General features: G+C 41.1%; 18 protein-coding genes and 4 pseudogenes. 14 read left to right on the top strand and 8 right to left on the bottom strand.

The window, feature by feature from the left end:
• Window positions 1-267: 267 nt before the first annotated feature.
• Window positions 268-1,253 (bottom strand): annotated as a pseudogene (locus G1O98_RS27930) (transposase); the annotation flags it as partial.
• A 91-nt stretch (window positions 1,254-1,344) separates the two neighbouring features.
• Between G1O98_RS27930 and G1O98_RS40230 the strand changes: the two are divergent.
• Window positions 1,345-1,638 carry a hypothetical protein gene (locus tag G1O98_RS40230; protein ID WP_243458557.1) on the top strand — a complete coding sequence of 98 codons (294 nt, stop codon included), beginning with the start codon at window positions 1,345-1,347 and terminating at the stop codon, window positions 1,636-1,638.
• Window positions 1,639-1,683: 45 nt separating this feature from the next.
• On the opposite strand, the gene G1O98_RS27920 is transcribed toward G1O98_RS40230, so the two are convergent.
• Window positions 1,684-4,380 (bottom strand): PAS domain S-box protein, encoded by a 2,697-nt coding sequence (locus tag G1O98_RS27920; protein ID WP_163934901.1) that lies wholly within the window; start codon window positions 4,378-4,380, stop codon window positions 1,684-1,686.
• Window positions 4,381-4,774: 394 nt separating this feature from the next.
• Entirely contained in the window at window positions 4,775-5,035 is a 261-nt protein-coding gene (locus G1O98_RS40225; RefSeq protein ID WP_163934873.1) for a hypothetical protein, read from the bottom strand.
• Window positions 5,036-5,199: 164 nt separating this feature from the next.
• On the opposite strand from G1O98_RS40225, the gene G1O98_RS27910 reads away from it, so the two are divergent.
• The 7 genes and pseudogenes from G1O98_RS27910 (at window position 5,200) to G1O98_RS27880 (ending at window position 12,816) form a co-directional block, all read left to right on the top strand.
• Window positions 5,200-5,409: a hypothetical protein gene (locus G1O98_RS27910; protein ID WP_163934869.1), complete on the top strand. Its 210-nt coding sequence runs from the start codon at window positions 5,200-5,202 to the stop codon at window positions 5,407-5,409.
• Window positions 5,410-5,484: 75 nt separating this feature from the next.
• Complete coding sequence (locus G1O98_RS27905; protein ID WP_163934897.1) at window positions 5,485-7,839, top strand: arylsulfatase; 2,355 nt, start codon at window positions 5,485-5,487, stop codon at window positions 7,837-7,839.
• Window positions 7,840-8,006: 167 nt separating this feature from the next.
• Window positions 8,007-8,849, top strand: coding sequence for a bile acid:sodium symporter (locus G1O98_RS27900; protein WP_163934894.1), 843 nt, complete (start codon window positions 8,007-8,009; stop codon window positions 8,847-8,849).
• Between the two features lie 196 nt (window positions 8,850-9,045).
• Window positions 9,046-9,426, top strand: a complete 381-nt coding sequence (locus tag G1O98_RS27895) for a hypothetical protein (RefSeq protein ID WP_243458556.1) — start codon at window positions 9,046-9,048, stop codon at window positions 9,424-9,426.
• Window positions 9,410-9,580 carry a hypothetical protein gene (locus tag G1O98_RS27890; RefSeq protein WP_163934892.1) on the top strand — a complete coding sequence of 57 codons (171 nt, stop codon included), beginning with the start codon at window positions 9,410-9,412 and terminating at the stop codon, window positions 9,578-9,580. The genes G1O98_RS27895 and G1O98_RS27890 overlap by 17 nt, the downstream gene beginning before the upstream one ends.
• Window positions 9,581-9,801: 221 nt before the next feature.
• Entirely contained in the window at window positions 9,802-10,119 is a 318-nt protein-coding gene (locus G1O98_RS40220) for a hypothetical protein (RefSeq protein ID WP_243458555.1), read from the top strand.
• A 156-nt stretch (window positions 10,120-10,275) separates the two neighbouring features.
• Window positions 10,276-12,816 (top strand): annotated as a pseudogene (locus G1O98_RS27880) (S-layer family protein).
• Between the two features lie 92 nt (window positions 12,817-12,908).
• Here the strand turns inward: G1O98_RS27880 and G1O98_RS27875 are convergent.
• From G1O98_RS27875 to G1O98_RS38820, 4 genes and pseudogenes are all read right to left on the bottom strand, one after another.
• Window positions 12,909-13,226 (bottom strand): hypothetical protein, encoded by a 318-nt coding sequence (locus G1O98_RS27875; protein WP_163934865.1) that lies wholly within the window; start codon window positions 13,224-13,226, stop codon window positions 12,909-12,911.
• Window positions 13,227-13,557: 331 nt separating this feature from the next.
• Window positions 13,558-14,890 (bottom strand): annotated as a pseudogene (locus tag G1O98_RS27870) (IS701 family transposase).
• 494 nt (window positions 14,891-15,384) lie between these two features.
• Window positions 15,385-15,951: an HPF/RaiA family ribosome-associated protein gene (locus G1O98_RS27865; protein ID WP_163934890.1), complete on the bottom strand. Its 567-nt coding sequence runs from the start codon at window positions 15,949-15,951 to the stop codon at window positions 15,385-15,387.
• Window positions 15,952-16,014: 63 nt separating this feature from the next.
• Window positions 16,015-16,179, bottom strand: coding sequence for a hypothetical protein (locus G1O98_RS38820; RefSeq protein ID WP_167306224.1), 165 nt, complete (start codon window positions 16,177-16,179; stop codon window positions 16,015-16,017).
• A 352-nt stretch (window positions 16,180-16,531) separates the two neighbouring features.
• On the opposite strand from G1O98_RS38820, the gene G1O98_RS27860 reads away from it, so the two are divergent.
• Genes G1O98_RS27860 through G1O98_RS27850 form a run of 3 tightly spaced genes read left to right on the top strand, consistent with a single transcriptional unit; the run spans window position 16,532 to window position 18,442 of the window.
• Window positions 16,532-16,963 (top strand): pentapeptide repeat-containing protein, encoded by a 432-nt coding sequence (locus tag G1O98_RS27860; protein ID WP_163934887.1) that lies wholly within the window; start codon window positions 16,532-16,534, stop codon window positions 16,961-16,963.
• Window positions 16,964-16,977: 14 nt separating this feature from the next.
• Window positions 16,978-18,159 (top strand): M20 family metallopeptidase, encoded by a 1,182-nt coding sequence (locus tag G1O98_RS27855; RefSeq protein ID WP_163934884.1) that lies wholly within the window; start codon window positions 16,978-16,980, stop codon window positions 18,157-18,159.
• Between the two features lie 49 nt (window positions 18,160-18,208).
• A complete protein-coding gene (locus G1O98_RS27850) occupies window positions 18,209-18,442 on the top strand; it encodes an archease (protein WP_163934881.1) in 234 nt (77 codons plus the stop codon).
• A gap of 73 nt (window positions 18,443-18,515) precedes the next feature.
• Here the strand turns inward: G1O98_RS27850 and G1O98_RS40890 are convergent, their stop codons facing one another.
• Window positions 18,516-18,638 (bottom strand): hypothetical protein, encoded by a 123-nt coding sequence (locus G1O98_RS40890; protein ID WP_275941806.1) that lies wholly within the window; start codon window positions 18,636-18,638, stop codon window positions 18,516-18,518.
• Between G1O98_RS40890 and G1O98_RS27845 the strand changes: the two genes are divergently transcribed.
• The 3 genes and pseudogenes from G1O98_RS27845 to G1O98_RS27835 form a co-directional block, all read left to right on the top strand.
• Window positions 18,637-19,092 carry a YbhB/YbcL family Raf kinase inhibitor-like protein gene (locus tag G1O98_RS27845; RefSeq protein ID WP_243458554.1) on the top strand — a complete coding sequence of 152 codons (456 nt, stop codon included), beginning with the start codon at window positions 18,637-18,639 and terminating at the stop codon, window positions 19,090-19,092. The two genes, G1O98_RS40890 and G1O98_RS27845, sit on opposite strands and share 2 nt — an antisense overlap.
• A 187-nt stretch (window positions 19,093-19,279) precedes the next feature.
• Window positions 19,280-19,471 carry a hypothetical protein gene (locus G1O98_RS27840; protein ID WP_163934875.1) on the top strand — a complete coding sequence of 64 codons (192 nt, stop codon included), beginning with the start codon at window positions 19,280-19,282 and terminating at the stop codon, window positions 19,469-19,471.
• A gap of 17 nt (window positions 19,472-19,488) precedes the next feature.
• Window positions 19,489-19,584, top strand: a pseudogene (locus G1O98_RS27835) (IS5/IS1182 family transposase); the annotation flags it as partial.
• Window positions 19,585-19,782: the final 198 nt, after the last annotated feature.

Genomic DNA, 19,782 nt, shown 5'->3' with positions numbered 1-19,782 from the left:
TAATTAAGTGGATAATTAAGACAGTTAAGACATTTAAGTGGACAGTTAAGACAGTTAAGACATTTAAGTGGACAGTTAAGACAGTTAAGACATTTAAGTGACAGTAAAAATATTTAAAATAGTTAATTAGCAATAATTACTAATTATTAGTTATGTGTAACAAGCTACAGAATCGCCTAGATAGTGCAGCAATTCTCATTACGAGAATAATTATTGTTATCATGTAATACTATGAAAAAATTCCAGTTAAACAATACTGTTGCCAATTTACGAGGGTTCAACGCCTGTAGAAATGGGATGAATGCGTCCTAAAGAAGTAAGTTTGGCAAAAATCTGAGTTAATAAAATAGGCTCAGGGATTTCGGTAAGGATTTTTAACATTTCATGAACATATCGAAAATCACGGTAGTAAGCCTTAAGATCAATAATGCCGGAGTCGGGATTCTGTTGACGAAAATCAGATAGAAGATGATGAGATAAATTGACCATAAAGAATGCTCGCGTTAGCAGCATTAGTCACGGCAGTTTGGCTTAAATTCATAAAATCTTCTAATCCACAAAACTGTTGGCATCTCGCAAGTTAAACTCAATTTGAAAACGAAGCTTGTAATAATCGATTATCTGTTTGTAGGAAAAATATAGGTCACTAGAAAATAGAATTACATGACTACAAGCATTAGTTTTAATATTGGTTTTGACTAAAATAACTATATTCAGTGCTTGAGCAAATTCCTTGTGGAGTAAAGTAGCTTGATAAATATCCGTTTTGATATCCTCGTCAATCCTACTTTTACACAAATATTTGTCAGATATATTACAATAGTCAATCTTCTCACCGTATTTACGGCGAGAGCGACAATTGGGATCAGGGTTTTGATAAGGTATATATAGTGCCAAATCGCAGCGAAGTTTAGAAATGATATGCAAGTTAACCTGGCCAGCTATCTGCAAGGCATTATTGTTCCCTAAATGACACTCTAAAACTAAGTAGATCAAGGGGATAAAGTTAGCTACTAACTTGACTAACTCATTAATCTTTTTTTAATTCTTAGTAATTCAGATGTTAGAATTACTTCTGTTTTGTTTTTGTTCTTACTCCCTTTTGGTCGTCCACGTTTACGTTTATCTTGGGCTTATACTTCTGGATTTGGTGATGGGCTATTTTTTTCTACATCGCTCTTGATCACCTGTTCTATCAAAATCGGAAATGAGTGTCTTTCTTGAACACTTTCTAGCGATAATGCAAAAAAAGAACGCCGAGACTAAAAATATCTAAGAAAAATGAGGGTCAGGGCTTAGTCTACCATTGTATCTCGCCTCGATATCGTACAAATTTTCTCTGATATGGATGATTTTTGCAACCAATGGGAAAGCTTGTGGCAGCAAGTACCACAGCTACCATCAAAAACGGGAGAACGGCGCAGTAAATCAAGGATGCATTTATCAGAGGTGATGACAATAGCCATTGCATTTCATGGTAGTGGTTATAAGACTTTCAAGGAGTTTTATACATTGCATGTGTTACAAAGCTGGCGTGGAGCATTTCCCAACTTGGTGAGTTACACCAGGTTTGTGGAACTGATGCCTTGGTGTTTAATCGCTATCGCATTTTTAGAGGTTCGAAGTCTAAAACAATGAAAGTAAAGTTGCCAGAATTTTTCTGATGGGCTTATTCAATTCTGTTTAAATTGGAATTTCAATCCAAAATTCTGTGCCTTTTCCTGGTTCTGATAAGCAATTCAAAATTCCACCATGTTTTTCTACTACAATTTGGTAGCTAATTGACAGTCCTAGCCCTGTTCCCTTACCCACCTGTTTTGTTGTGAAAAAGGGATCAAATAACCGTTTTCTAACGTCTTCCTCCATCCCTAATCCGTTATCAGCAATTCGAATTACAACAAGTTTATTATCTAAAATTTCAGTCCTAATTATAATTTGCGGTTGTTTATCAGTTTTGTTTAAATTGCTCATTGATTCTTCTAAAGCATCGATTGCATTAGTCAAAACATTCATAAATACTTGATTAAGCTGCCCAGGATAGCAATCAACCAAGGGTAAGTTTCCATACTCTTTAACAATAGATATATCCAATCCAATACCATTATTTTTCCAGCGATGATGCAAAATTAATAGTGTATTTTCAATTCCTTCATGAATGTCAACTAGTTTTTTATCTGCTTCATCGTGGCGAGAAAAATTCCGCAATCCTAGAACAATTTCACGGATACGATTAGTACCCATATTCATTGAATACAGGAGTTTGGAAAGGTCATCGGTAATAAATCCTAAATCAATTTTTTCAGCAAAATCGTGAATTTCTGCCTGGGGGTTGGGATAGTATTGCTGATAAAGGTGCAATAGAGTTAACATCTCTTTAAAGTATTCGTTAGCATAGGTTAAGTTGCCGTGAATAAAGTTAACTGGATTGTTAATTTCATGGGCAACTCCAGCTACTAATTGTCCTAAGCTGGACATTTTTTCATTCTGGATCAGTTGAGATTGAGTTTGCTGCAATTTATGCAAGGTTTCGGTGAGCTTTGTGGCTTGAGTTTGAGCAGCTAAAGTAGCAGAGCGACTTTGGGTATAAAGCTGTGCATGATCGATGGCGATCGCTAGTTGATCGCAAACAGCTTGTAGCAGGCTAATTTCACTATTAGTCCAAATGCGATCGCCACTGCAATGACTACACACAATTGCCCCAATCTCTCCGGAATTACTTTTAACTGGTAGCAGTAGTTGAGATGTAATGCCAAACTCAATTAAAAGTTCTTGTATATCATAATCAAGATGTGAATTGCTATTAGTATTGTCGATACAAATTAGCTCTTGAGAGAGAAGTATTTTTGTTAAAAAAGTATTTTTTTGCAGTGGAAGACTGCCTAACATCGTTGGTAAGTTAAGATTTCGTGCTTCATAGGTAATAGTCAGGCTTGGTTGAGATGGGTGCGGTAAGTAACAAAGAAAGTAGCAACGATCAATTTGTAATAAGCTACGAATTTCATTAACAGCAGTTTCTAGGATCATATCTAGGTTAAGAGAACTGCGGATTTGACTAGCTAGACGCAGTAATAAGGCTTCCCGCCGGCTGAGGAGTTCTTCTCGTGCCAAGATGCGGTCAATAGCCACAGCAATATTGTTGGCGATCCAATTTAATAAATTATGAGTTGGTTCAGTAAATAACTGCTTGCTGAATAAAGCTATTATACCGATTACCTGCTGCTCTACTATCAGGGGATAAGCAGAAAATCGAACAATTGAAAATGTAGAATCAAGAAGATTTTCTGAGTTATTAATTGATAGTTCTCCATTAAAAATAGCTTGGTGGTTTTGATTCATTAAGCCAATGATGTTATTAGCTAAAACCATGTGATTTGGGAAATCTTGGGTATCGCTCAAAGCACTACAAGCAACATCTGTACAATGAACACCAGCCTGCAATTGTAGCTGATTTGTCTGTCTTTCAAATGTCCAGATACAAACAAAGGCGATATCAAGATGTTGGCAAATAGCATTTGTACAGTTTTGCAGAATTTCTGGAAGTGTACCACTTTGAGATAAGGCTAAACTGACTTCTGCACTCAAAACTGACAAGCGCGATCGCTCCAATAAAGCTAACTCTGAAAGCTTACGCTGTGTAATATCTGTACGAATAGACACATATTGATAGGGTTTTTCATTTGGGTTCAACATTGGGGCGATCAAAGTATCTACCCAATAAAAACTGCCATCCTTGGCTTTATTTTTAATTTCTCCTTTCCATATTTTTCCTTTAGCAATAGTTTTCCATAAATTTGCAAAAAATTCTTTTGTATGATGTCCAGAATTGATAATACGATGATCTTGCCCTAAAAGTTCTTCTCTAGAATATTTAGAAATTTCACAAAATTGGTTATTAACATAAGTTATTCTTCCGGTATTATCAGTAATAGCTACCAGTGAATGGGCATTTAAGGCAAATTTAAAAGCTTCTAGCTCTTGGATAGACTTTTGTAACTCTATCTCTTTCTGTTTATTAAGAGTAATGTCACGAGCTACTGCATAAATCAAGTTTTCTTCACTGAAGCCAGTCGCATTCCACGACAGCCATTTGTAAGAACCATCCCGACAAAGATACCGATTTTCAAAGCTGATTGCATCTACAGATTGTGTAATTTTTTTGGCTGCGATGATAGTGGATTCACGGTCTTCAGAGTGAACAAATTCGATAAAGGGTTTGCTAATAAGTTCTTCATCTGACCAACCTAATGTTTGTGTCCATTTTGGGTTTAAATACTTAAAATAACCGTCAAAGTTAGCAATACACAATAAATCTATAGAAAGTGAGAAAAATCGAGAGTATTTTTCTTCAGATTGTTTGTACCCAGATTCTACTAATTTCATCAGATATTTAGGTATAAATCTTTTTTGTTAAAGGTAAAATAAGTTGATGCATTTTTCATAAATTTAATAACCGTCTTAATAGGATATTATCGAGCTAAAAACCGTTGAATATCAGCTCCTATGAAGCCTGTTTAATTTACGAGTAAATACGTAATCAACTTAATAGTAGAGGCCATAACTGTCTACTAGTTTTTACTGAAAAAGCTAGTTTTAACTTAATTCTCTACTAAATAAAGGTTTCCCAAAAGAGGTGTAAAGTAAACATTTATATTTTGAATTAGAGATAAGAAGTGTTACGTAAAGGTAGCACCTGTTGCTTAACAGCATCAATTCTTTAATCTGCTTAATATTGTTTGCCAGGGTATTATGTCGAGTATAGTATGAGGGTTCTTGGCTATCCCTCCCAATCAACCAGCACCCCATCAACACAAGCAATCCCCCACTGCGGATACTTCGCCAGCAATTTCTTGATCACAATCTGCTTTCGCGGGATCATCATCCCAGCACTCTTGCAAGAAGTCAAACCCCGGATTCTCCCCCGAATTCGCCGCAACTTTGAGTTTCTGCATACGCTTGCAACTATAGCCTTATGTGACCACTTTTCAGCATTTGGCACGGACGCGGCGGAACCTTTGCCCTCGTGATCCGCTTTCACTCCAAGACCAACACAGCAGAATAACCCTGTTTTACTTGACCATGTGTTTGATTAGCGTAGACGTGAAACGGCTTGTCACTACACATCGCCGAACTTGAAGAAAATTCATTTACGGCAATGGGCGTGGCGGAACAAGTACCATCTCTACGAGATGCTACGCGAACATGATAGTCTCTCGGCTCAACACCACAGTCCTGATTTTCAGCCAACAACGAAGCAGATTCACTCTGTACAGCCGTCGGTTACTTAAACAAATCCAAAATAATCGCTATACCTACGAAACCTCTCACAGTGCAGAAATTATCGGAGTGGCTTTACTCGTAATTGGCTTAGTTAGTTTTATGGGTGTGATAATTCGGGCAATGAATTTATAAATTAACCAGTCCTAAAGAGGATATAGAATTTTGGGGTTTTTGTTAAAAATTACATATTCTCAAGAGGTCAGATTTATGTCTCTGCGTGAATATAAACCCGGAAATACTTTCCCCGGTGTCATCGGTCGGACAGTTGATAAATCCAGTCCAGCTTGGCCAGAACCGTTGCGATCTAAAGAAGGAACACCAAACGTCCTATTTATCGTTTTCGATGATACAGGCTTTGGGCAATTTGGATGTTACGGAAGTCCCATCAAAACACCCAACCTAGACGCACTAGCCGCCAATGGCTTACGCTACAACAATTTACATACAACGGCGTTGTGTTCACCCACCCGTTCTTGTCTTCTGACTGGGCGCAATCACCATTCTAATGCCATGTCCTGCATTACAGAAGGTTCTACGGGTTATCCCGGTGGTAATGGGAATATTCCTTTTGAGAATGGGTTTCTCTCGGAGATATTATTACAGAAGGGTTATAACACTTATGCGATCGGGAAATGGCATTTAACGCCCGCAGACCAGATATCTGCGGCCGGCCCCTATGATCGCTGGCCTCTTGGTCGCGGTTTTGAACGTTTTTATGGTTTTCTAGGCGGAGAAACCCACCAGTATTATCCAGATTTGGTTTATGACAACCACACCGTTAAGCCAGAAAAGACCCCCGCAGAAGGCTACCATTTGACCGCAGACTTGGCAGACAAGGCAATTAGCTTTATCGCTGATGCCAAGCAGGTTGCCCCCAATAAACCTTTTTTCATGTATTTCTGTCCTGGTGCGATGCACGCCCCCCATCATGTGCCGAAAGAATGGGCTGATGCCTACGCCGGACAGTTTGATGATGGCTGGGAAGCTTACAGGGAAAAGGTTTTTGCCCGTCAGCAGGAAATGGGGATTGTCCCCGCAGATGCCGAACTTTCCCGCCATGATCCCGATGTCCCGCACTGGGATTCCCTCTCAGCCGCAGAAAAACGGCTTTATGCCCGGATGATGGAAGTATATGCTGGCTTTTTAACCCACACTGACCACCATATCGGTCGCTTACTCGATTTTCTGAAATCTATTGGTGAGTTCGAGAATACTGTAATTATGGTGATTTCGGACAATGGGGCCAGTTCTGAAGGGGGGCCAACTGGTTCAGTTAATGAGAACCTCTTTTTTAACAATGTGCCAGAATCCCTAGAGGAAAATCTCAAGGCACTAGATAAGCTAGGCAGTCCAGAAACTTTCAACCATTATGCTTGGGGTTGGACTTGGGCAGGAAATACGCCTTTCCGTCGTTGGAAACGGGAAACTTATCGGGGTGGAATCAGCGATCCCTTGATAGTCCATTGGAATCAAGGCATTGAGGCAAAAGGTGAAATCCGTACTCAGTACGCTCATGCTATTGACCTAGTACCGACTGTGCTGGAATTACTGGAAATTGAACCACCAACAACGATTAAGGGTGTTACTCAATCTCCCATTGAAGGTGTCAGTTTTGCCCATACTTTTAATCATAGTACCGTACCTACTAAGCACCTGACCCAATATTTCGAGATGATGGGACATCGTTCTCTTTACTATGATGGTTGGCGGGCGGTTTGTCCTTGGCCTGGCCCCTCATTTACAGAAGCAGGGCAGTTTTTTGGTGAGGCGATTTCGGCGGAAACTCTGACGGACTTGGATACCCACCATTGGGAACTGTATCACGTCGCTTCAGATTTTGCGGAAAATCACAATATTGCGGCTGATAATCGCCCTAAATTAATTGAAATGATTGCCACTTGGTACGTAGAGGCGGGTAAATACAATGTGTTGCCTGTGGATGGCAGAGGCGTACAACGATTTGCCGAAGAACGTCCTCAGATTGTCGTCAATCGTAGCCGCTATACTTACTATCCTGATACTCAGGCAATCCCAGCCAATTGTGCCGTCAAGTTGCTCAATCGTTCTCACAGTATTACGGCTGATGTGGAAATTCCCACAGGTGGCGCAGAAGGAATATTACTTGCTCATGGGGGTAATGATAGTGGCTACTCCTTCTATGTCAAAGATGGCAAACTGCACTGGGTTCATAATTATGTAGCGCGATCGCTCTATCATGTCGAGTCTGGGTTATCTGTGCCGGAAGATCGTCACCAGTTGCGCTTTGAGTTTAAAGTCACGGGTCAACCAGATTTAGCCAAGGGGAAAGGAACGCCAGGTCGCGCCGAACTTTATATCGATGGGAAATTAGTTGGGCAAGCCGATGTCCCTGTAACTACTCCCTTAGCACTAGGTCTAACCAGTGGTGTGACTTGTGGAATTGCCCCTGGTGCGCCTGTAACACCCGATTATGAACCGCCCTTCAAGTTTACGGGCAAGATTTATAGTGTGATAGTGGATGTTAGTGGAGATTTGATTCAAGATAAGGAAGCTGAAATGCGTACCATTATGGCACGACAGTAGAGAGTCAAGTCGCAACTCTTGGAGACGCTGCGCGTAGCTTGCTTCCCCATAGGGGTACGCTCCAATTAAAAATTAAAAATTATTAATTAAAAATTGCAAGACGCTCTCTACGAGACGTTAAAAGCGAACGCGGACTCGCTAACGCTACGCTATCTATCAGTGGAGCCATGCACCATCCCTTATTACTGGTTCTCGTTAAAGTCACTATTTTTTCTCTGATGTTAGCTATAGGGTGCAACCTCTCTTTTGAAAAGATGCGCTCCTTCTGGCGAAAACCTGCCTTAGTATTCCGTGCGCTTTTAGCGGTTGTTGTGCTGGTTCCTCTAGTAGTTATTCTCCTTTTGAAACTGTTTAACTTACCATCGCCAGTGATGATCGGATTGGCAATACTTGCAGCTTCTCCGGGTGCGCCTCTGACCACAAAGCGATCGCAACAGGCTGGAGGCAGCTTCCACTACTCAGCAAGTCTTCAGCTAACTCTGGCAATACTGGCGGTTTTTGTTACTCCCATTACCTTGGCAATTTTCGCCACCTTATTTGCGAGTATTTCACAAAAGGTGGCAATTTTAGAAGTTGCCCGACAAGTGATTATGGTGCAGTTATTACCCGTCAGTCTCGGTATTTTGATGCAAAAGTTCGCACCTACATTTACCCAACAGATTGCTAAACCCTTGACTTTTATTGCTAACAGTCTCTTTTTGGTGCTGGTTGTTTTGTTGTGCATCTTAGGGCTGCCAATGTTTTCCAAAGTTGGGGAATTACCACTGGTAGCGATCGCAATTATGGTGATTGCCTCTCTAGGAATTGGACACGCTTTAGGCAGATTCGATGATGATACCCGATCTACCTTGGCGATTTTCTGTATTGCTCGCAATTTTGGTTTAGCTTTGTTTATCGCTATTTTGAATCATGTACAACAGCAGGTGATTCCGACACTGGTGGCTTATCTCATTTTGGGAGCTTTTGTAGGTGTTCTTTACTCATTCTGGAATAAACGCAGATTACCGTAATTTCTCACAAATTAGAGGAAAATATTCATCTACGATCGTAACTGTTGGATGAGCATCTCTTGCCAGATGTTTCAGGATTTGTAATTCTACATCCGTTGTCCTACTTACCTTCCAGGGTTTTTTCTTCTAATACTTTTATTTAGAATACCCGGAAAGTGACAGAAGCTGTTTACGGACGCGCTCGCTTCCGTTATGGATGGAAGAAACAAGTCAAATCGTCTTCCCTTCTGCCTTCTGCCTCCTGCCTCCTGCCTTGTTTCTTAGGAGAGGGGTAAGAGGCAAAGATAGCTGCTGGGGTATCGTTAACCATGTGGGCGAATTCAGTTGTACTGTCAAAATCTGGGATGGCGAGTACGCCGTTGGGTTGCAGCACCTGAAATCTTACGATTACTTGCCTGCTGAATGTGAGCAGATCAAAGAAATCAGCGATCGCATTAATCGGGTGTATTCAGACTCACTGGAGGAGACAGTCAAAAATCTGTTGCAGTTATTGGGTAAGCTGAATCGACCTTATCTTACTGCTGTGGAAGAGAAATTGTTGACGCTTCTGGAGTCGGAGTATGGGAGAATACCCTGAACAATTCTGGCAATTTGGCATCCAATGGCTTTGGGTTGCAGTTTCAATGGAGTTAGCAACACAACGGGACAGCGAAGAAGTTGTACGAGGGATGTGGCAAAACTTTCCGCTTCTGGTGTCCCGTGCTATGCCAGTTGTCAAACGAGTGCTGTAGAAACGCTCTACATAATTGATGCAGCAATCAAAAGAGTTCAGTTAAGGCTCTACAACTGGCTAGAAATGAACAAAACCAAATAGGATTTCAGAAGATGTAGATAGGCCTCCTCTTTGGATGACACCTGATTCTAATTTGATGCGACCATCAACCAGTAAGTTTTTATTTCCTGGATCGGAATCTCCTCCTACATACAATCCCCCATTTATTGCCAGTGTTGCTTGAGGATTCGTTGTGCCATAGAAGTCAAAGCAGATCATGAGGGTGAAGGTTCCGCCGCGCCCGTCACTGAAAAATGGTCACATGAGGCGATCGTAGCGAGGTCAAATATTCCACCTGTAAGAAGGGAGAAACTGAATCGAGCAGCAAATTCAGGGGAGAATCCGGGCTTTGAGTTCTTGCAAGAGTGTTGGAATGATAATCCGGCACTTGTGATTGCGATCAAGAAGTTGCTGGCGAAGTTTCCACAATTGGGAATTGCTTGTGTGGATGGGGTGTTGATGAAGTTTGCGATCGCTTATCTTAAAGAGACACTCTGAACATGGATTGTTTCGTTTTCACAAAGCTACACCAAGATGACTACTAAAACTGTTGATGGTGTTCAAACACAATACCGTTTAGGGAACCCTATATATATTATTAATAGAAAGTGAGTGATGAAAGCACCTTCTGTTTGCTGGGGTTTGATCGATATAATGCTGACAGGTGGGATGTTCCTTTGGTGTGCCTCTGTAAGTGCCCAGCTAACTCCCGATGGCACCCTCAATACTGCTGTCTCCCAAAGCGGTAATAACTTCACCATTACTAATGGTAGTGCCGCCAACAGTAACTTATTTCACAGTTTCCAGCAGTTTTCGGTTCCCACTGGCGGTTCGGCTACTTTTGATTTAGTAAACACGCCCAACATTTCTACCATCTTCAGCCGTGTTACCGGCGGTAATATTTCTAACATTGATGGCTTGATTCAGACGATTAACGGCAACAACCCCGTCAGTCTCTTCTTGATCAACCCTAGTGGGATAATCTTTGGAGCCAATGCCCAACTAAATATTGGGGGTTCATTTATTGGTAGCACTGCCAGCAGTATTAAATTTGCCGATGGCGCTGAGTTTAGTGTAATTAATTCTGAATCTGCCCCCTTGTTGAGTATCAATGTTCCCATTGGGTTGCAACTGGGTAACAATCCCGCACCCATCAACATTCAAGGTACAGGACATACTTTGAGGAATGTCAGTGGACTGGCTCTGCTTCCCCCGATTCAGACTCCCAATTCTACAAAACTGCGGGTACAGCCGGGAAACACCCTAGCTTTAGTGGGTGGCGACATACATTTAAATGGGGCAAACCTGATCGCTGAAAGAGGGCGAGTTGAATTGGGTAGTGTAAGCGGAAAAGCATTGGTCAACCTGATACCAACCGCACAGGGCTATAGGACTCCGATTTGATTTCTGAAAACATACTGAGACTGAAAAGCCCATTTTCTCAGGTTTTTATCTGAAATATTGTTCAAAAATCAGATATGAGCCCTATATACACTGGGATATGGTAATGTACAAAGCTTTGGCGATATTCAATTGGCACAGCGATCGCTATTAGATATCAGCGGCGTGAATGCAGGTTCCGTTCAAATTCAGGGTAGGCAAATTCAATTCACCGATGGCTCTCTAGTACTGGCGCAAAATTTTGGCAATCTCCCCGGCGGCGACATTCGCCTTCAGGCTACAGAGGCGGTTGATTTGATTGGCAAAACAACTGATGGCACAATTCAGAGCGGAGTGCGTAGTAATGCTTTTGGTATGGGAGCTAGTGGGAATATCAGCGTTATTACTCCCAACTTCACTATCAAGTCGGGAGCGGGGTTGAATAGCACAACTTTTGGAAAAGCTCCCAGTGGCAATATTTACATTGATGCAACCGCCATTGAACTGTCTGGCTTTTCACCCAATAATCCTGCTGATGTCACCACAGTCAACACTACTACACTAGGCACTGGGAATGCTGGTGATGTTTTTGTCAATAGCAATAGTCTACTAGTATCAAGCGGTGCCTCACTATCTTCGGCTACCTTTGGCAGTGGTTCTAGCGGTAAAGTGACGATTCGCAACACCAACACCACGGTGATGGGAGAAAGTCCCTCTGGACTTTACAGCAACATTAGCTCAACTACATTTGCAACCGGAAGTGCCAAAACCTTGACCCTGAATACTGCCAAATTGCAAATTTTGGATGGGGGAGCAGTTGCTACCACCTCATTTTTTGCAGGTAATGGGGGAGATTTGAGCATCAATGCTACTGAAGCGATCGCAATCAATGGTCAAGGTCGGGCAACTAATAGTAGCATTAACGCCTCCACCATCCGACCCGATGCTTTATTGCGGAAACGATTCGGTCTGCCAGATATATTAACGGCGAATGCCGGCACTTTGAGCATTACCACACCGAACTTAACGCTGACGAATGGCGGGACAGTCAGTGTCACCAGTCAAGGTAGTGGAAATGGTGGCAATATTAATATCAGTGCAGATGCCATCCAATTAAAGAATCAAGGCTTTATTCAAGCACAAACAGAATCCGGTAATGGTGGCAATATTAAATTGTCCGCTAAAAACCTGTTGCTTCTACAAGACAATAGCCAGATAACCTCAACAGCTGGAGGTTCAGGGAATGGAGGTAATATAAACATCAATGCACCTATCATCGTCGGCTTAAAAAACAGCGACATTATTGCCAATGCAGTACGAGGCAGAGGTGGTAATATCCAAATCACCACCCAAGGCATCTTTGGGCTGAAATTCCGTCCCCAACTCACTCCAGAAAGTGACATCACCGCCAGTTCCCAATTTGGGGTGAGTGGCACGGTTCAAGTTAATACTATCGGTATCGATCCAAATTCGGGTTTAGTGGAACTGCCTGCAAATGTCACCGATCCATCCCAGCAAATTGCTACAGGCTGCGCGGATAGTGAAGGCAGCCGCTTTGTGGCAACGGGACGAGGTGGTGTGCCGCAAAATCCCCTTCAGCAGGTAACGAGCGATCACACTTGGTCTGATATCCGCAATCTGACTGCATACCGCAAAACAGGCGAAGTGATAGCTCAAATACCCACAAAAGAGGCAGTTCTTGTCCAGGCTACAGGTTGGCGACGTAATACACAAGGAAAAATTGAGTTGATTGCAGATAAATCTCCTACTCAGGCGCAACAACCATTAACCTGTGCTGCTGTTCCTAAAAATTAATGACGTTATAAATAATGCCCTGAATGGGAACTCTAACTTTAAATCAGTAAAGGAAGTCTTTGGTGATCAGAGTCGTACCCTTTCTATTTATATTAGATAAGTGAGTTATTTACTCCAGGAATGATGCTAAGGGCGATCGCTACCTTTAGTGAATCTCTTTCAGAGAGCGATCGCTGGCGTTGATTCTGCGATTGAACTGAATTACGTGATACCGCCGTCTGCTGCCCAAGGTGAATGTTGTAGATGTCGCCGCCAATTTGCCCAGCATTCACTGTGCCAGCGTTAATCAACCCACCGCCAAACTGTGAATTGCGTAAGTCATTACTGGAGACTTGCTTTGGGTCTTCTGAATCGGGCATGGGTTTGACTTGAGCGTTCTTAAGCGTCGTTGTTGTGAATACTAGCACCATTTTGCTGTGCCTCAGCAATTCACTGTTCCTTTTGTAGTACAGAAGTTAAATGCTCTAACCAGCCCTTTAGTTATTAAATAAAGCTTGTTGAGAATGAATCCTCTTTTCCTTTTACCACAAATTGCTACACTCTCTATTCTATAAGCATTTTAGAACATTTTGTCTCCTATCAAGCATCTGGACACTCATCTATAAATTCTTGTAATTCTGCGATTTTAGCTTGTAGATACTGATTTATTATTGTTCGCTGTTAGACAAAATTATCTCTCCGTATTATCTCGTAGTTTTTTTCAGAAATCAAATATGATTCCTATATCCCTCTTCCATCACTCTAGGCAGAGTAAAAAGATAAATCCTCCAATTGTGAATAAGAAAAAATGAAACCAATAAACTCATTCATAATTTGAATTAGCCATTGAAAACCAATTTGTAAATACCGATTGTTAAACAGTTGTATCCAAGGTTTAAGTAAACAGTAATAAATGTATGGTTGGAGGATTAAGCGTAAATTATTCAGTCGGTGATTCCAACTAAAAATGTTATTCCACGAAGGATGTTGACGCAACTTGAATAACAGATTCTTATCTGAAGAATCATTGCCTGCATTTTCTGACTGATTCATGACAGAAAACTGCAAACTAACCATCAAAAAGACACTCTCGACAATTTCCCACCAGCGTTCAATTTGATGGTACTCAGTCAAGCGGAAATCTGCCCACCCTAACTGATTTTTACATTGTTTAAAACCATACTCTATCCAAGTTCTCAAGCCATAATTATTGCCAATTACCGCCGGAGGTGTATCTGATAAATTGGTCATTATATACCAAGTAGAGTTATCAGGTAACTTAGTTATATCTGTTGTAATTTGCCAATACTTCCAAGTTCTTCGCTTCCCAAAGATAATTTCTCTCATGTAGCGTTCTTCAGTTTTACCATTAGAGAAGATTCGCTCAAAATTTTTCCATCTATTGTACCTAATTCCTTGCCCAGATGGCATCCAGACACCATGATTACAACGAAATTGCCACAATAAATGGCATTTTATATTGATTCAATACACTCAGAAAAGTGTCACTTTCCCCGTAAAGACTATCTGCTAAAACTAACTCAAACTTAAACCCTATCTCTTGGAGTTCCGTAATTATTTCTGCTGCTAATTGAGTCTTTGTCTTATAGATATCATCTCCTTTGAGCCGTTTCTTAGGTTTGTAGATTCTAAACAGTAATGGAAACGTTACTCCTTGCCATATTCCATAAGCATTTACAGATACTATTCCATTCTCTGTCTTTCCTAAGTTACCTATATACTGCCTCTCCACATAATCTGTTTTTTTCCCTTTTTTCTTATCTCCTGTTTCATCAATGATTAAGATGATTTCTTTCCTTCCTATTTTTTGGAGAATTATTTCTAATCTTTGCTTTCTAACTTCCTCTACTTCCCAAGGTGATTCTGTCAAAAAATGAAGCAACGATTGCTCATTGTTTAACCCCACTGCTCTGGCAATTGCTGGTCACGTCTTCCTCTTAATTTCTGCTGTCATTCCCAAGTGCAATCGCTTGAACGCTTCGTAACTTCTTACTTCTGGGAAGAATTTTTCGTAAGCAGCACAATAATTATCTACAAAGGTGACTGTCTCATTAGGAATTCTGGGCTGTGTCATAGCTCCAGCCCTCCTTTGAACGTTTTACTTTTATTTTACTCTGCCTAGAGTGATGGAAGAGGGATATACTCAGGCTTAATACTTAAGAATATCTATTTTGCAGTAGGAAGTTAGCTATGTCTCAATTCGATTAGCCTTACCCCTCTTCTGTCACTCTCCGGGAGGGCGATCGCTAGAAGCCTGATAAGGCAGTCAATACAAGCTATCCTATTAGAAAAAAATGGGTCTTGTATTTGTTATTAGAAAATAAGCGTGCGATTGCTTGCTATACAAAAGCTCTAGAATTTAGAAATAGTAAATGTTTTCGGAGAGTGACAGAAGAGGGGTAAGCTAAAACACAAATCACTAACAGTTAACAGTCAACACTTATGTGAAACAGCTTAACAAATAAAGACTCTCCTCCTATCTTGAGGTTAAAAGGAAAATTTGAGGAACTTGTGAAGAAGTGGTTAATGCTCCCTAGACTATTCAAAAAGTGGTTTAAATCAACAGCCTCAACCTTGTAGGTGATGCTTACCAATCAATCTAACAGTACTAGCTTGCAGTCCTTTATCACCTTCTTCCTCTGCAAAACGAACTTCATCTCCCACCTGCAACTGCTCAAAATCACCATTGAATAGACTGTTGCGGTGAAAATAAACTTCGCTACCATCAGGTGTTTCGATAAAACCGTAGCCTTCATCAGAGAACAAAGACGCAATTCGTCCATGAGGCTGTTCTGCGTGAGTCTTGGTTTCCTGACGCAGCATACTGGTGTGGTCTTGCAGTTTGCGCTTGGCTGCATCAAAAGCATCACGAATTGCTACATAAATATCCTCGTGAGATTGATGTTCAGGTGGGTCACGTCTGACAACGATTTCCCCCGTTGGCACAGTGATGTCAATTCGCACCTGGTAAAGTTTACCGTTACGGTGATGTCGATGTGGGGCATCAACTATGACTCGACAGCTCGTAATCCGGTTATAAAAATGCTCTAGTTTATCAGCTAAGGAGCGAATTTTTGCTTCTACTGCTTCTGATGCTGGAATATTGTGAAAGGTGATTTGTAGTGGGATTATCATGTGTTCTCCTATTTCTCAAGTGTCTCTTGCCTGGATTGAGAGATTGCTCAGGCAAGGTGCTAATTAAGATGCGTTTTCCCAATCACATAACAACTCATGCTCTTGTTTTACTGGGAGTTGACGGAGGGGAACTTGAGGAGTACCAATATCTGTTGAATGTTGAGATAACTGTTTTTTCTTAATTACCTTTTTTACCTGCAATTTTGGTTGAGTGGCTGCAATGGTCATTCTACTCACCTCCCATACTAAATCAGGAAGGAAAAATCGTGATATCTGCGACATATATAGCAACAATTACAACTCAATAATCAATGTATCTGATAATTTTAGCTAGTTGTTGCCCTGCTTCAGCGCGATTTCGGAATCTTGTTTTGATTTGACTGATAGTAGCCATAACTGACCGCCGCTTACCAGATATCTTTTAGGTTAGATAACAAATTTGAGAAAGTTGTGAGAAAAGCAAAACTACCTCACAAGTTCTTCAAATTTTTCTTTTAGCATCAAATTAAAGCCAAATAATTAGCCACGTTACACTTAGAATTTTAAACACTACTAACTTATAAAAACTGGTGAATTTACTATGCAAAACTTATCTAATCAACCAGTGAAAAGCGCTCATGAACTCAAAAGAAAGTATGAAGCAGGAGAAAGAGACTTTCGCGCAGCTGAGTTATCTAAAGTTGACTTACAAGAAACTTATTTAGAAGGAGTAGACCTTAGCGGAGCCAACTTGGATGCAGCCAAGCTTAGTAGAGCAGACTTGAGTGGTGCTAATCTCAGTGGAGTTTATTTAAGAAAGGCAAATCTGAGAGGAGCTAACCTCAGTGGTGCAGATTTGTTTAAAGATAAATTGGTGGGAGCAGATTTGAGTGAAGCTGACCTCCGAGGTGCAGATTTAAGAGGAGCTAACTTGAACGGGGCTAACTTAAATGCAGCCAAATATGACAGCTACACAGTTTTTTCAGAGGATTTTGACCCTGTAAGCGCCAAAATGATGCAGTTGGAAGAATAATAAGGAGATATATTATGGCTCATGTCCTGACATCTGAGAAAGTCTTCCCTCGAATGGTAGATTTACGCAGATATTTACACCGCCATCCTGAACTGGCATTTGAGGAAAAAAAGACAGCATCCATCGTAATAGATGAACTTAAGCGTTTAGGTATTCCTTTTTCGTATGGTGGGGTGGGTAGTGGCATCATTGCCAAGCTGATCAATAGTGGACAAAAAGCGCCGACAATTGCTGTGCGGGCTGATATGGATGCTCTCCCCGGACAAGAAAATACGGGATTGCCCTTTGCTTCTTTGCACCCAGGTAAGATGCACGCCTGCGGTCACGACGGTCACATGGCAATGGTGTTAGGCGCAGTAGCTTTATTGAAAGAGAATCCGCCACCAGGAAATGTGGTTTTCATCTTTCAACCTGCTGAGGAAAAGGGTGGTGGCGCGAAAGTCATGATCCAAGCTGGTGCTTTAGAAGGCGTAAATGCCATCTTTGGCGGTCATGTTACCCGTCACTACCAAGTCGGAGAGATTATGGTTGCCAAGGGAGTAATTACTGCCCAATCTGATGGCTTTACTATTCGTGTCAAAGGAAGAGGCGGACATGGAGCTAGACCTCATGAAGCTGTTGATGCTGTAGTTGTTGCCGGACTGCTAATTATGGCTGTGCAAACCCTGGTTTCACGAGAAATCAACCCTGCCTATCCTTCAGTAGTTACCATCGGTAAAGTAGAAGCAGGTAGTGCAGGTAATGTCATCGCTGAGGAAGCAATTTTAGAAGGTACTATTAGCACAACAAACTTAGATGTGCAGAACCACATAATTGACGGACTAAAGCGCATAGCCACAGCCGTGGGAGAACTGCACAATGCCAGAGTAGAGGTAGAAATTCGCCACGGATACCCACCTGTCATTAATACAGGAAAAGAAACAGAAATCGCTCAACGGGCTGTAGTTGAGATTTTGGGTTCCAAGGGATTAGTCACAATGGATTATCCCAGCATGGGAGCCGAAGATTTTTCTTTCTACTTGTTACACGTTCCTGGGTGTTACGTCAGATTTGGTGCTTGTCAACAAGGTTGTGAGAACATTCCTTTGCATAGTCCTTCCTTTGACTTTGACGAAGAAGCATTGAAAGTTGGCGCAGCTTTCTTTGATCGGGTGGTTCGAGAAGCGATCGCAGAATATGCAGATAATTCTCAGTAAAAAACAGCAGAAGGCAATCAAAATTTTACCAATAGCTTAAGTAATATTCATGAAAAGCGTAGATTTAATCAATTTGGCAGGGTTTCAAGAAGTTGAACATACAGCTGACTGGGCTTATCGCGTTTGGGGGCGGAATTTAACTCAGTTATTTATCCAAGCAGCGATCGCTCTTTATTATTTAGGCAGCATTTTTTTTCATCTGTTAAGAATTGCTGCCAAAAATTCAAATTTACATTTGAATTTTGAAATTCATCTTTTTTTTAGAAGCAGCAACAAGTATTAAGATGATTATTTGTCATAAAAATTTATAAAAATCTTAGGTGCAAGTTAATGGTTAGGAGGCGAGTCTTTCTACTTCAAAGCTTCAGTATAATTGGGTTAGTAGAATTATCTGCGATCGCTTGTAGTTCTGTGGGTAATAAAAATACCAAAATTGCCTCCACCCCAAGCAGTAAATTTACAACAGAGAGGAAAAGCATGAAATTAGAAAGTGTCTTTGGATCTAATAGCCAAATTCCTGCCAAATATACCTGTGATGGTGCTGATATTTCGCCTACTCTTAGCTGGGATGAACCTCCAAAAGAAACCCAAAGTTTAGCATTAATAGTCGATGACCCAGATGCACCCAGACACACATTTGTACATTGGGTACTTTACGATATACCTCCTACAGTTCGGCAATTACCAGAACACATTACTGCTACGAAAACCTTACCAAGTGGTGGAGTGCAGGGAAAGAATGATTTTAGCAAATTAGGTTATGGTGGCCCCTGTCCTCCTAGTGGTACACATCGGTATTTCTTCAAACTTTATGCTTTAGACAAAAACTTGGGTTTGCCACCAGGCGCAACAAAAGAGCAAATTTTGCAAGCAATGAAGGGTCATATTTTGGCAACAGCAGAGTTAATCGGATGCTACCAAAGTCAGCGTTAGACTTCCTGCGAATTGATGATTTTCTCAAAAGGACTAAGCAGAAATCTGAGTCTAATTGAGTGTAATTGAATTGTGTGTGAGTCCAAAACTTCACTCTTAGGTGGAATATTGGTTAGTAATATACTTTGACCGTTCCAAAAATATGGGTATGAACAGAAGATATTTCTAACATTCAGGAGTTATTCGTATGCACAAAGAATACATGGATGCTTTAGAAGAATTAATCAATAAATTGACATTAGCTGCAATCCTAGAGATGTTAGAGCGAATATGTCACAAAAAAGCAGAATATTTGCGAACTCATTGGCAAGATGAAACTTCAGCTAAGATGTGGGAAAAAGCTGCTCGACAAATAGAACAGATAAATATTGATGTTTGAGTAAATAGTCAAACTGTTTAAGTAAGGATTATGAACGTCTTCCCAAAATGAGTGAAGCTACGATATATGCCGTGATGACTCGTATTATGCTATTTCGTCTACTAGCCAGCTAAAGATTTACTTTATAAATGGTCTCTGATGATTCATCACAAAGCTAAATGAGAAATTAGAGGCGATCGCCTCAAGGGCGAACTAGAACATCAAGGCATCAGTATCCGGGCTGGGTCTATGTCCGGTTTATCTTCGCCAAGTGAACTTGGCGGGGTAAAGGGAAAGGGGGAAGGTGGGGCCCCCACGAAGTGGGGATAAGG

Origin of the sequence: Nostoc sp. UIC 10630, from assembly GCF_010747425.1 — a bacterium.
GTDB lineage: Bacteria > Cyanobacteriota > Cyanobacteriia > Cyanobacteriales > Nostocaceae > Nostoc.
The sequence above is the reverse complement of the archived record's forward strand: the minus strand, read 5'-3'. Positions and strand labels throughout refer to the sequence as shown.

Bases quoted from the DNA above. Each gene is read 5' to 3' on its own strand.
- G1O98_RS40230 (WP_243458557.1), top strand. From the start codon at position 1,345: ATGGATGATTTTTGCAACCAATGGGAAAGCTTGTGGCAGCAAGTACCA.
- G1O98_RS27920 (WP_163934901.1), bottom strand. From the start codon at position 4,380: ATGAAATTAGTAGAATCTGGGTACAAACAATCTGAAGAAAAATACTCT.
- G1O98_RS27910 (WP_163934869.1), top strand. From the start codon at position 5,200: ATGATAGTCTCTCGGCTCAACACCACAGTCCTGATTTTCAGCCAACAA.
- G1O98_RS27905 (WP_163934897.1), top strand. From the start codon at position 5,485: ATGTCTCTGCGTGAATATAAACCCGGAAATACTTTCCCCGGTGTCATC.
- G1O98_RS27900 (WP_163934894.1), top strand. From the start codon at position 8,007: ATGCACCATCCCTTATTACTGGTTCTCGTTAAAGTCACTATTTTTTCT.
- G1O98_RS27895 (WP_243458556.1), top strand. From the start codon at position 9,046: ATGGAAGAAACAAGTCAAATCGTCTTCCCTTCTGCCTTCTGCCTCCTG.
- G1O98_RS27890 (WP_163934892.1), top strand. From the start codon at position 9,410: ATGGGAGAATACCCTGAACAATTCTGGCAATTTGGCATCCAATGGCTT.
- G1O98_RS27875 (WP_163934865.1), bottom strand. From the start codon at position 13,226: ATGGTGCTAGTATTCACAACAACGACGCTTAAGAACGCTCAAGTCAAA.
- G1O98_RS27865 (WP_163934890.1), bottom strand. From the start codon at position 15,951: ATGATAATCCCACTACAAATCACCTTTCACAATATTCCAGCATCAGAA.
- G1O98_RS38820 (WP_167306224.1), bottom strand. From the start codon at position 16,179: ATGACCATTGCAGCCACTCAACCAAAATTGCAGGTAAAAAAGGTAATT.
- G1O98_RS27860 (WP_163934887.1), top strand. From the start codon at position 16,532: ATGCAAAACTTATCTAATCAACCAGTGAAAAGCGCTCATGAACTCAAA.
- G1O98_RS27855 (WP_163934884.1), top strand. From the start codon at position 16,978: ATGGCTCATGTCCTGACATCTGAGAAAGTCTTCCCTCGAATGGTAGAT.
- G1O98_RS27850 (WP_163934881.1), top strand. From the start codon at position 18,209: ATGAAAAGCGTAGATTTAATCAATTTGGCAGGGTTTCAAGAAGTTGAA.
- G1O98_RS27845 (WP_243458554.1), top strand. From the start codon at position 18,637: ATGAAATTAGAAAGTGTCTTTGGATCTAATAGCCAAATTCCTGCCAAA.
- G1O98_RS40890 (WP_275941806.1), bottom strand. From the start codon at position 18,638: ATGCTTTTCCTCTCTGTTGTAAATTTACTGCTTGGGGTGGAGGCAATT.
- G1O98_RS27840 (WP_163934875.1), top strand. From the start codon at position 19,280: ATGCACAAAGAATACATGGATGCTTTAGAAGAATTAATCAATAAATTG.